This window comes from Nitrosospira sp. TNL300 (assembly GCF_055385915.1).
Genome location: NZ_AP041005.1, coordinates 1,366,476 through 1,379,338, shown reverse-complemented (window position 1 = coordinate 1,379,338; position 12,863 = coordinate 1,366,476). Strand labels below are relative to the sequence as shown.

Sequence of the window (12,863 nt, the reverse complement as noted above, 5' to 3'; positions counted from 1 at the left end):
CTTGCGAATATCATCGATCCTTTTCCCTCACCCCGCTTCTCCATCTCAATCGGGCTAATCGCGCGGGCTTATCAAATATCCGACCAGAATACCCACCGCAATCGCCAGCCCGACCGTCTGCCATGCATTCTCATGTACGTATTCATCAGTAGCACGTGCGGCGACTCTGGATTTATCCACCACCACATCCTCAAAATTGCGTAAATATTCCTTGGCCACACTCAGGTTCTGGTTAAGCTTGTCCCGCAGCACTTGCGCCTTTCCTTCGCCCTCGTTGCTTACGAACTTCATTAATTCCTCTGTATCAGCAATAACCGAACGGAAATCTTTGATGAGTTTTTCTTTGCTTCCCCTGGTGGTTCTACCCATTACATCCTCCTGTAAAAGTAACTATATTGAATTCAAACCCAACCTTTCCTTATCTCGTACACGAGCATAACTGATTTTTTCTTTTTTCAAAGCGAATGTCTGTCTGGCACCGCACATACGCCTGTGTAAATTAACAGGTAATCTCTTCCAAAGAATAAAGGAAAATTTTTTATCGCACCGGCGAATAGTGAGGAACACATGTCACACATTCTTACTCCCCCACAAAGCACTCCCCCGCACAACCTTTCTCACAAGCAAAATCTTTTGTTAGGGGCTCTCCCCCAAAAGGATTATGAGCGTTTGCAACCTTCCCTTGAACTTGTCGCACTATCACAGGGCTGGTCGGTCTATGAAAACGGGGGCGAACTGGACCTGGTGTATTTCCCTATCAGCAGCGTCATCTCCCTGCTTACTGTTTCCGATAAAGGAGAGACAGTAAAAATTGCCGCTATCGGCAAGGAGGGAGTATTCGGTATTTCCATGCTGATGGGGAGAAAGATCGCGCCGACTCAGGCCCTGGTGGCAACCGCGGGCTACGCCTATCGTCTCAGTGCCGCGAGCCTGAGAAGCGAGTTTGAGTTGGGAAGCCCTCTGCGTTATCTGCTCCAGCGCTATACCCACGCCTTGACGAGCGGGTTTATCCCCTCCCCCATGCCTGGAGCGCATCCGTCAGCAAGACGAGGCACACCAACGAAAGCGCCTCCTACCCCGGCTGGGGTTTCCCCACACATATTTACACATTCCACTCCTGGCGAGCCCCCTTGTCGGCTTCCGTCTCGTTCCGCCCACGCTCCTGGTCATTCCCTATAACCTGGGTTTGAGCAAGATTGGCGCTTCTGTGAAGGAAACTCCTCCTCGCTCAATCCGGCTTATCGCCTGATCATCTATACGAGGAGCAAAGCGTGGCATAAATCGACAATAACATTGCTGAGCGGGGGAGAAAGTGAGTAAGGGAGAAAGTAAGGGAGAAAGTGAGTGAGCATTGGTCCCACCATTAAAGAAGGGGTGATTTGTCATGAAAACGACCTGCGGTTCCAAGGTGCGGATCTTGGTCCTTGCCGTCTCGCTGAGCGCAAGTGCAGGCTTTCTTTCCCCTGCCTTCGGGCAGGATGCCTCGTACCTTATCGACCTGAATACGAAAGAATGGACCAAATTGGAAGCTTTGGGGGATTCCACTTACGCATCGGCCATCAATGATTCCGGACGGGTGGTCGGTACGGCTAGCACAAGTCCTCCTTCTATTCCTGTTCAATTTTTTATTCCTAGGCTCAGGACCTATTAATTTTGGGATTCACGGAAGTGAGCGGATGTGATTCACTTATGTCAGGAGGAGTTGCCATGAGTGATCTTTTTATGCTGTCAGAGAAACAATTCAACCGCATAAAGCCTTATTTTCCCTTGTCCCATGGGGTGGCGCGTGTGGATGATTTGCGGGTGCTCAGCGGGATTATTTACGTGATAAAGAACGGCCTGCAATGGAAGGACGCTCCCAAAAGCTACGGCCCGCACAAGACGCTCTACAATCGCTTCATGCGCTGGAGCAGGATGGGTATATTCAACCGCATTTTTGCGGAACTGGCTGGCAAAGAGGAAACGCCCGATCGGCTAATGATTGACGCCACACATCTGAAGGCGCACCGTACGGCAGCCAGCCTTTTAAAAAAGGGGATGTTCCCCGCCGTATCGGTCGCACCAAGGGCGGCTTGAATTCAAAACTCCATGCCGTGTGCGACAGCATGGGCAAGCCTGTTGTCCTGCTGCTCTCCGAAGGGCAGATGAGCGATTACAAGGGTGCGGCCCTGTTGTTGCCTGTTCTACCCAAGGCAAAAGAGTTGCTGGGGGATCGCGGCTATGATGCTGACTGGTTCAGGGCAGCCCTCAGAGAAAAGGGTATTACGCCCTGCATTCCCCCGAAGAAGAACCGTAAAACCCAGATCGAATACGACAGGGAACTCTACAAGCAACGCCACAAGGTAGAAAATATGTTCGCCAGGCTCAAGGACTGGCGACGCATCGCCATGCGTTATGACCGTTGCGCCCACACCTTCTTCTCCGCCATCTGTATCGCCGCTACCGTCATCTTCTATCTCAATTAATGAGTCCTGAGCCTAGTTTTACCAGGTTTATTACTGGCCCCAATGGAGTCGGCATTACCGAGCTGAGCTTGAATCCCAGCGATATCAACAATGCCGGACAGGTAGTGGGAGGTCTTCAGGAACCTCCAGACGTACCCCTTTTTTTCCATGCGTATATCACTGGACCTAATGGGGAGGGAAGGACTTCGATAGAGTCTTTAGCTAAAGATGGATCTGACTTCACTAGAGCTTACGGTATCAATGATGCCGGGCGGGTGGCAGGGGGATCATGGACAGGCGAAAATGGCGGTTCGGAGCATGCTTTCATAACCGGTCCAAATGGTGCAGGCACAATAGATCTAGGTCTTTTCGGCGGAACTTCCAGTAGGGCCATCGACATTAATAATACCGGCCAGGTAGCGGTCGAGGCAGAGATGGCCGATTATTCGACGCACGCTTTCATCACCGGTCCGAATGGCATGGGCATGACTGACCTCGGTACTCTTGGTGGAGCCAGCAGTTTTGTTTCCGGAATCAATGACAGCGGGCAGGTAGTGGGACGTTCTGAAACTGCCGCAGGTTCCGAACATGCTTTCATCACCGGGCCGAATGGCCAGGGTATGATCGACCTTGGTACTCTCGGCGGAAGCTTCAGTGACGCGATGGATATCAATAAAGCCGGACAGGTAGTGGGAAGTTCTGAAACCGCAACAGGTTCCGAGCATGCTTTTGTCACCGGCCCGCATGGAACCGGCATGATGGATTTAAACGCGCTGGTGCATTTGCCTGAAGGCGTTATCCTCACCACCGCAACCGGGATCAATAACGTCGGCCAGGTTGTTGCGATCGCCATGGTCCCGGAACCCTCATCCTACGCCCTGATGCTCGCGGGTCTGGCTCTCGTCGGGATGGTGATTCGACGCATGGGGGCTGTTTAAAGAACAGTAGTTCGGGTAGCAACAATGTAGCAAAAGGAAATCCTTGTGTAGTAAGGTAAGCTCCTCCAGCAACACGCCAAGCCTTGCCTGCCCCTATAGCAGCCGCGACGAGCCCTTCCCGGTAAAATCAGAAATCCTCAATGCCTAACTAGCTTGGCCGGCTGGTAAAAGTGGATTTACCCCTCATCTTATGAATCCAAAGGCGACTCAGTTCGGATTCAACAGTTCCGGATTCATTGTTTGAGCGTATCGCGAGAACGGCTCACCCGCACTTCTACATTGTGGGGTACCCTGTCATCGACAAGGCTGAGAGTCAGCTCACGCTGCTCGGCACCGTCTACGATAACGACCTCCTTATCCGGATCGATAGCTACCTGATTAACAATGATCGGATAGACGGTTTCCCCATAGCGGTATTTCACCGTAAAACTGGCCCAGTCTTCTGGCAGGCAGGGGTTGAAATGAAGTTTCGCCCCTTCCCTGGTAAGACCCAACAGTGTTTCCAGCATCAGGCGGTACAACCAGCCTGCGGAACCTGTGTACCACGACCACCCACCTCGGCCCGTATGGGGAGCCACCGCATAAACATCGGCTGAGACGACATAGGGCTCGGTCTTGTAGACCGATACAGCCTGTGAGGACCGCCCGTGGTTTACTGGATTGATCATGGAAAGCAGTTCCCATGCCCGCTTGTGATCCCGCAGGACTGCAAAGGCCATTGTTGCCCATATCGCCGCGTGCGTATATTGCCCCCCGTTCTCCCGCACGCCCGGCACGTAGCCCTTGATATAGCCTGGATTAAGGTCGGATTGATCGAAAGGAGGATCGAGAAGCTGAATCAGGCGAGCATCCCGCCGGACAAGCTGTTCATCCACCGCTTGCATCGCCTGCCGCTGGCGCTCAGGAGAGCCTCTGTCAGATAAAACCGACCAGCTTTGCGCGATCGAGTCGATGCGGCATTCGGTATTGCTGGAAGAACCCAGTGGAGAACCATCGTCGAAATAGGCGCGGAGATACCACTTTCCATCCCAGCCATGCTGTTCAATATTCTTGCCCAGCTTGTCTGCTTCCTTCCTGCATCGTTCGGCAAAGGCCGCATCACCATGCCCGGCAGCAAGATCGGAAAATTTAATGAGAATGTCATACAGGAAAAAAGCGAGCCAGATGCTTTCGCCCCGGCCATGGAAACCGACGAGATTCATCCCATCGTTCCAGTCACCCGTACCCATCAAAGGAAGTCCATGTTCGCCAAACCGCAATCCATGCACGATTGCACGGACACAATGGTCATACAAACTGGACACCTGAGCGGAATGAGCAGGCAGATCGTAGTATGATTCCTCGTCTGAAGCGACAGGCCGGTCTTCGAGAAAAGATACTGTTTCGTTCAGCACTCCGGTATCCCCGGTCGTCACGACATAGTGACAAGCGACCAGGGGCAGCCAGAGGTAATCATCCGAGCAGCGGCTCCTGATACCGCGTCCCACGGGGGGATGCCACCAGTGCTGAACATCCCCTTCGATAAACTGGCGGCCCGCAGCTCGCAACAGGTGCTCACGCACCAGAGCGGGTTCGACGTGAACCAGTGCCATCACATCCTGCAATTGATCGCGGAATCCGAAAGCGCCACCGGATTGGTAGTATCCGCTGCGCCCCCACAGGCGGCAGGCAATTACCTGATACACCAGCCAGCCATTGACCATCACGTTGACGGATGGATCGGAGGTTTCCACCTGCACGCCCCCGAGCGTTCGGTCCCAGTAGCGGCGCACCTTTTCAAGTTCATCATGTGCAACCTGTAGTCCGCGCATCCTTTGGACGGTTTCCAGCGCATCTTCACGGTGAAGCCCCGCGCCCAGGCGAAAAACAACCTCTCGCGTCGCGCCCGCGGGCAAATCAAAAGGAACACGGATAGCGCCGCAGGGATCCAGTCCTGCTCCTACCCGGCCCGAAAGATCCTGAGCAGCCATACCTGCGGGATTTCGCATTCGTCCATTTCGGCCGATAAATTCCGTCCGGTCGCCAGTCACACTTTGCGTTCTGTCATCGACATCGAAAAATGCCACGCGGCTTGAAAACTCGTTATTGTAGGGGTTGCGCGCAAGCAGCACCCCGCTTGCAGGATCGATCTCCGTGACCACATGCATTCGCGTCTTCTCGGGAAGGTCCCCCAACACCCACTCCACGTACCCTGTTGCGGAAAGTCTCCGGGGCCGTCCGGAATCATTGCGAATCCGCAATACAACGAATTTGATCGGAATGTCACGAGCAACATAAACCCACAGTTCGGAAAAAACACCCTTTCCTGCATGCTCGAATACGCTGTAGCCGAATCCGTGGCGGGTAACGTAGGAGGCGGCTCCAGGACTCGGAAGAGGAGCAGGCGACCAGAAATCCCCACTTTCTTCGTCTCGCAGATAGTAGGCCTCTCCACTGGAATCGCAGACCGGGTCGTTATGCCACGGAGTCAGCCGGTATTCATGGGCATTCTCACACCAGGTATAAACGTTTCCGCTTTCGGAGATAACCGTACCGAAATGCGGATTCGCCAGAATATTTGACCATGGAACTGGTGTTCTCCGATCCTGCCCAACAGCGATGACGTATTCGCGCGCATCGGAAGCAAAACCGCCAAAACCGTTATCAAACAATAGATTCCGCTGCGGCAATGCCCCGGTTTCTTCGGCGTTGGAGCGCTGCACCGGTTTCAGGGGGTGTGGCCGCAGCGGAAGGTCGGCCGGAAGGCGGTTCGTCAACTGTTCGACCAGTTTCCCATTCGTGTCGAAAATAATCACGCGCGCCACCGCCTGCATCAGGATCCGGTCTTCCGGAGCAATCTGCTCCCCACGGCGGATGAAAATACCGCCTGGCCGATCGAGCACATGGGCTTCCGCACTGCCAGCCAGAAGCCCCATGATGTGATCATGCAGTTGCTGGCGGTAACTTGAATGATCCTCGTTCCAGATGACCAGATCGACCGCCACCCCTTTCACGCGCCAATAGGCATGTGCCTGCACCAGTTGGCGTACCAGGTCGATATTGGCCATATCGTTGATCTGCAGCAACACAATAGGCAGGTCACCGGAGATGGCATAACCCCATAAACCCGATTGTCCCTGCCGGTTCTTGCTCAGCAGTGCCTCGTCGGCGCGCAGATAAGGACTTGCATACAGGATGGAACCCGCCATGCGCCCAAACAGCTGTGCATCAGCTTCAGTTGCATTGAGTTGGCGCAGGACAACGAGGCTATGAGTCCAGGCGAGATCGAAAACGCGGTTTTTCAGATGCTGGTCCTGGTATTTTTCTACCAGATGCATGACCGCGTGACGTGAATCTCCCGCGCCCGTGACAATATCCACGATTGCCGACTCCCCCGGCTCGAGCATCATCCGCTTGCGGATGGCAACGACCGGGTCGAGCACTGAACCCGAACTGCCGGACAGCGGTCCCGCTTCCATCATTGCCACCGGCGCAGACACATCGTTTCCCCGCCCAATGAATGCCATGCGATCAGTCTCGTAGGAAACCGCTTCAGGAGTGGCCCCATCTGCCGTCATCAAGTGGAACATCCATGGCACCGGGTCACTTTGGGAACGAGGACGCCTGCTGCATAAAATGGCGTGCCGGTCCGCTAATATTTCCGTTTGCACGAAGAGATTGCTGAAGGCGGGCGCCTGAGCATCGGCCATCGCGGGCGCCAGCACGACCTCAGCATAAGACGTGACCTCGATTTCCCGCCGCGTCCAGGCGCGATTGGTGATACGAATCCGCCGCAGCTCGATATCATCCTCGGGCGATACGGTAATCTCGGTATGAGTATCGAAATCCAGATCCCGCCGGCGGAACTCGACCCGTCCTTCGGAAAAAACCACTCCGTAACGCTTTGGCTCTTTCAGCACGGGCTGATAGGTATTCGACCAGAACTCGCCGCTCGCAACGTCGCGCAAATAACAGAAAGTCCCCCAGTAGTCGCAGGTTCCATCTTCCCGCCAGCGCGTAATGGCCAGATCCTTCCAGCGGCTGCTCCCCGCTCCGCTGTTGGTCACCATGACATGATACCGGCCATTGGAGAGAAGCTGCACCTCCGGAATCGGCGTGTTGGCGGTTGAAAGCAGCCGGATCGGCATTTCCGGAAGCTCCTTGATCACCCGTACATCGGGGAGCTCGGCGATGGGGGAACGTATGACAGTAGCTTTGGGAATTCTCTCCTGCAGCAGGAGCATGGTTGCCTGGAATATGGGTTCGGAATCGAACCGCCGCTGCATGGGCCGGTCAAGCAGCAGGTATGCGAGCGAAAGAAAACTCATTCCCTGATGGTGAGCCATGAATGAGCGCACGATCGCGGACGTCTCGCCCCGGCGCAGTCGCGAGGGCGTATAATCCAGCGCTTCGTAAAAGCCGAATTTTCCCATCATATCCAGAGCAGCCAGCTCCTCCAGATTACGGCAGGCGGCTTCCGGTGCAACCATCAATGCCAGAGCGGATGCATAAGGTGCAATGACCAGGTCTTCTCCCAGGCCGCGCTTGATGCCCAGGCCGGGCACACCGAACGCCCGATACTGATAATTGAACTGAACGTCTACAGCGTTGTAGCCGGATTCCGAAATACCCCAGGGCACCCCCCGCTCCCGCCCATAGGCAATCTGCCTGTTGACAGCTGCCTTGCAGGTCTGGTCAAGAAGCGTGTTTTCAAAGGTGGGCATTACCAGTAGCGGCATGAGGTATTCGAACATCGAGCCGCTCCAGGAGAGCAAAGCGGTCTCTCCATTGTAAGCTGTAAGCATCCGTCCCAGCGCAAACCAGCTTTCCTGCGGCAACTCGCCTTGTGCAATGGCGACAAAATTGGTAAACCGCGCCTCTGATGCCAACAGATCATAGTAGCTGGCGTCCCGTCGCTGCTCACCCACGTTGTACCCGATCGCAAGCTGCCGCTGCGCGGGGTTGAACAGGAAGCCATACTCCATTTTCGCCATTTCTCCCGCCTGAAAGACCAGGCGTTCGAGAACAGCCAGATGTTCACGCGCTGCTTCCCCACCCTGGTTTGCAAGTTGTCGCAAGGAGGGGATCTCCGTGGCTGCATCGGAGTTCTCCAGTGCGGCAGAGGGTATGAGGCTGCCAAGTTCAGCAAGAGCGCGCTCACATTGCCGATTTAATGCCATTGCCCATTCATGCGCTTCCTGCCCGGCTGAAGCACGGCGCGCTTTCTCGATCTCATGCACGATTTCCCTGGAAAGTGCAGCCAGTCGATCCAGTTCGACATGCAGGCTGAAAGGAGTATGCGGAGAGCTTTCCCTTACGAGCGCCAGCGCCTTCCCGAACCCGGATAAAGGAGCACTGGCAGCCTCGGAACCAGGAGTTCTCTCGAGAATCTGCAGAGTATCGGCAAGAGCCGGAAATAACTCTTCATGGACGACCAGCCTATCCGCTATTGCCATCAGCGCGGCACGCAATGTCAATAGGTGACCTGCAAGATTACCGCTGTCCACGCTCGATACGTAACGCGTCAAGGGAGTTCTTGTCTGCGTATCGTACCAATTGTAAAAATGGCCGGCATGCCGTTCCAGGGTTTCCATCGATTCAAGCGTGTTTTCGGTCCTCTCGATGAGCTGCAATGGGCCAATGTAGCCGAAGTCATAGGCAGTCACATTTGCGAGCAGCGCCAATCCCATGTTGGTTGGCGATGTCCTGTGCGCGACAGTCGCCACCGGGTGCTCCTGAAAATTATCAGGCGGCAGCCAGTTATTCTCAGGACCGACGAAAGTTTCGAAGAAATACCACGTGCGGCGCGAAGTCTGACGTAAAAAGTGGAGTTGCCCCTTGCTTAACTCCGTGCTGCGCAGCGGAAGAGGCTGGCTTATCCACCAGGCAATAAATGGCGCTGCCGCCCACAAAAGCAGTATGGGCAAGGCCGGAATCAGCGCCACGGGAGCAACCACTATCATTCCCGCGCCTGCTGCTACCGCGGTCGCCGGCGCTATCCACATCGCCCTGAAGGAAGTGCCGAGGCCGCCCCATCTATTCGTCGAATCATATTCGTGTTCCGCAAGATGGGAAGGAGTCCATTCAAGAAGCCGGCGGTGTGTGAGGAAGAGTCGCACATGGGTGCGCAGTATCGCATCGAGGCTGAAATAAGCCTCGTACGGGAGACAGGCCAGCCCAAACAGGTTTTGCGCGAAATGCCGTCCGGCAGTGCGTATCGTAGTGACGATGTGAGAGCGTAGAGGCACTTCGGCCTGTCTCTTCAGCAGATCGGAGGTCATGGTAATAGCGCTCGGGATAACGACCGTGCCGACCACAACCAGTGTCCAGAACCATGCATTGTCGAGCGCCAGCCAGCCCACCAGTAGAAGCAGCAGCAGGGCTACCGGTACAAGACTGCGCCGGAGGTTATCCATCAGCTTCCATCTCGACAGGATGGAAAGCGGGTTTGGCTGATAACTTCCGCCGGGGCCGGGAACCCGGGCGAGCAACCAGCTCGCCAGTTGCCAATCCCCCCGTATCCACCGGTGACGGCGGCTTACGTCCGCGCTGTAACGCGATGGGAATTTCTCATACAGCTGTACATCGCTCAACAGGCCGGCGCGAGCGTAGCAGCCTTCCAGGAGATCATGGCTTAAAATCCTGTTCTCGGGAAAACGCCGGCAGACCGATTGCTCGAACGCATCCACGTCGTAGATCCCTTTTCCGACAAAGGAGCCTTCGTAGAATAAATCCTGGTATACGTCAGAAACAACCCGGGTATATGGATCGATGCCTGCTTCACCACCAAACAGCCATGCATACCGGGACCGGTTGGTGCTCGATAATGTCACCGCCACCCGGGGCTGCAGAATGCCGTAGCCTTCCGTTACCACAGCCTTCCCGCCGGTCCCCTTGAGGCGTGGCCGGTTCAAGGGATGCACCATCGCTCCGACAAACTGGTGGGCGATCTCCCGGGGTAATTGGGTATCGGTATCGAGGGTGATGACGTACTTGATATTGGCAAGCAAATCCGTATTGCCCACCACGATGGAAAATGCTTCCCTTCCTTCGCCACGCAAGAGCGTATTCAAGTCCGCCAGTTTTCCGCGCTTGCGCTCATGACCCATCCACACCCCCTCTTGCGGATTCCAGCGGCGAGGGCGATGGAACAAAAAAAACCGGGTTTCCTGTTTCTGCGCTGACGCTTCCGGGGCACCATTCGTACCACCGATCATGTCACCTGCAATATGGCTCCCATACTTCCGGTTGAGATCCTCGATGCCCGTGCGGGCGATTCTCAATAAGGAGTCATCTTCGGGAAGCGTTTCCTGATTCGCATCCATGAAGTCGGTGAGCAAACCGAAATAGACATTCTCGTCCTGATTTGCCAAGAACCGGACTTCAAGCGCTTCCACCAGGGCCGCGACTTCCGATTCCCGCGACAACATGGTTGGAACCACGACCAGCGTTTGAAATGTGGAGGGAATGCCGTTGGAGAAATCCATTCGCGGCAGCAGATGAGGTTTCACCAGAAAAGGACTCGCCCAGTTGACCAGTGCCACAGCCAGCTGACTCATCGCAAACAGCGCGAGTACGCCAACAAGACCTGATAGCCACCCACTTGCACCATCCTCGAGCGCTTCAGCCAGCAGGGCGCCCGTCAGACCCAGCGTGACTAATGCGATACTGCTGAGATACCAGAAAAGCGGGTATTTGCGGGTTGCGCGCCAGAATTGTTCACGCAGCGACCAGTGGACCTTTATCGCTTCCTCAAGATCAGCGAGGCCATCGTCCGTCAGGTAAAATCCGACATGCTCCCTAACGTTCTCCTCGACGGTACTTGTCGTTGCCTCACGGGCCAGGCGAAGCGCTGTCCGGGCCACGTCAACTTCCGACAGAGGGCTTGCCTTGGCCAATCGCTCCACCGCATGCCGGTAGTGGTCGCGGCTGGCGAAATCCATTTCCGCATAGATTCCGCCTGGATCTTCCCGGAGGGTCTGTTCCACAACACTGGTGGTTTCGACGAATTCGCGCCAGTCTATGGCGCCCAGCGTCCGCAAGCTGTTGATACTGTTCGAGATGGAAACCTGATCGGCAGCCTGCTGCTGGTTTCCCAATTGCACCAGCTGGTCGATCGTCTGGTTTGATTCGGCCAGTCGCTGCTCGATCCAGGTCAACGGAAACGCCAGAGCTGGTCCCTGTCCCTGCAATCGGCGCACCAGCTCCGAAATGAACGGGGTTGTCATGGGGGGGTTCGATCGCGCCATATCTGCAATGACGAGAACAAGACTTTTCGGGTCTTTTGCTGCCACCCGGATGATTTCATCGGCCCAGGTATCAGCGAGATTGCGGTCTGTTCGGCCCGCTGCCACATGCACGCCGACACGCCGGAGATTTTCGATCAGCGATAGCCGCAGCATGATCGGTATCGCCCATAGTTCGCCCAGTTGCAGATTGACGACCGACTGGTACGCGGTTACGAAGCGTCTGAGGCTCTCTGTATCCACTCTCCCGTCCCCGTGCGATATGGCTTGCAATGCTATATCGTATACACGGGGGAGATTGGCGGATGTTCCCTTGGCAAGGAGAGGTAATTCGCGGCTATAGCTTTTGGGAAGGTGACGCTTGGCAGTGCGGATCTGATCCTCGATGAGGTAAAAGTTGTCGTAGAGCCACTCCCCTGCCGGAGTGAGCAGCTTATCCGCCATGACTGCCTCGGTCAGCACACGGCAGATATTGAATAGCGTCGCCTCATTCTCATCCAGCCTGGCCAGTAACTGATCGGTCCCGCGCGCCGACGATAACTCGTGTGAAGCCGCAAGTATGCCCCCGTAAAGCTCCATCTGATCCGCACCGAACAGTTCGGACCGCAGGGGAAGTTCTTCACTCAGTGGAATACGCGGTTTTCCGATATTGCGAAGCCGCGCGGTAACCGAACTCAAAAGTTCAGAAACAGGGGTGCCTTTAGCGTTCAATTGGGATATTCTCCAGGCTGTGTCCGGTCAGCAGCGAAATTAAAATCGCCTGCCCTTCAGATAGAAGGGCTGCGCCACATGACATTCTGCTCCCGTCCTGTTCTTTGGGTACCGGAAGTTCATGCCCCAGAGCTCCTGGAGTTGGCAGCGCTTTCCGGAACCCGCATGGTTAAAAGAAAAGCGAAAGAGCGATTCTGGAAGTATTGCCTGACACCTTCTCTATCGGGTGTCTTCACAGGGCCTGTTACCTCACTGGGGTGGGCCGCATGAAATTATTACCGGGATTTCACAGGGAACATCGTTACAATTTCCAATCCCAAGTCCTCTTGCAATTCTCTCTGGATATCGGGTCGATGTATAAAGAAACCGGCTTGAACGATGCAAACGTCTTTCCGACGCAGATCACAACCATCTTTGCAGGCATTTTTTTCAAGCAGGAAAATGATAAACGAATAGCTCATCCGTAGTATGTACGCTAGCGCACAATATGGCAACCGGTAAGATGGAATACTCAAAACCTCGCCGCGCACATCGGGATCTCCTGG

5 protein-coding genes are annotated in these 12,863 nt (G+C 55.2%); 3 read left to right on the top strand and 2 right to left on the bottom strand.

Features of this window, described 5'->3' with window-relative positions; genetic code table 11:
- Window positions 1-54: 54 nt before the first annotated feature.
- Window positions 55-291: an ElaB/YgaM/YqjD family protein gene (locus tag ACZ5BW_RS06250; RefSeq protein ID WP_464574200.1), complete on the bottom strand. Its 237-nt coding sequence runs from the start codon at window positions 289-291 to the stop codon at window positions 55-57.
- A 378-nt stretch (window positions 292-669) separates the two neighbouring features.
- Between ACZ5BW_RS06250 and ACZ5BW_RS06245 the strand changes: the two genes are divergently transcribed.
- From ACZ5BW_RS06245 to ACZ5BW_RS06235, 3 genes are all read left to right on the top strand, one after another.
- Window positions 670-1,179, top strand: coding sequence for a cyclic nucleotide-binding domain-containing protein (locus ACZ5BW_RS06245; protein WP_464543402.1), 510 nt, complete (start codon window positions 670-672; stop codon window positions 1,177-1,179).
- A 528-nt stretch (window positions 1,180-1,707) separates the two neighbouring features.
- Window positions 1,708-2,465, top strand: a protein-coding gene (locus tag ACZ5BW_RS06240) for an IS5 family transposase (RefSeq protein ID WP_464538886.1) whose coding sequence is annotated in 2 segments (ribosomal slippage) — window positions 1,708-2,041 and window positions 2,041-2,465 — 759 coding nt in all. Because the reading frame shifts where the segments join, the coding sequence is not laid out codon by codon here.
- Window positions 2,465-3,382, top strand: a complete 918-nt coding sequence (locus tag ACZ5BW_RS06235; RefSeq protein WP_464543401.1) for a PEP-CTERM sorting domain-containing protein — start codon at window positions 2,465-2,467, stop codon at window positions 3,380-3,382. The genes ACZ5BW_RS06240 and ACZ5BW_RS06235 overlap by 1 nt, the downstream gene beginning before the upstream one ends.
- Window positions 3,383-3,615: 233 nt before the next feature.
- On the opposite strand, the gene ACZ5BW_RS06230 is transcribed toward ACZ5BW_RS06235, so the two are convergent.
- Window positions 3,616-12,318: a glycoside hydrolase family 94 protein gene (locus ACZ5BW_RS06230; RefSeq protein WP_464543400.1), complete on the bottom strand. Its 8,703-nt coding sequence runs from the start codon at window positions 12,316-12,318 to the stop codon at window positions 3,616-3,618.
- Between the last annotated feature and the right edge of the window lie 545 nt (window positions 12,319-12,863).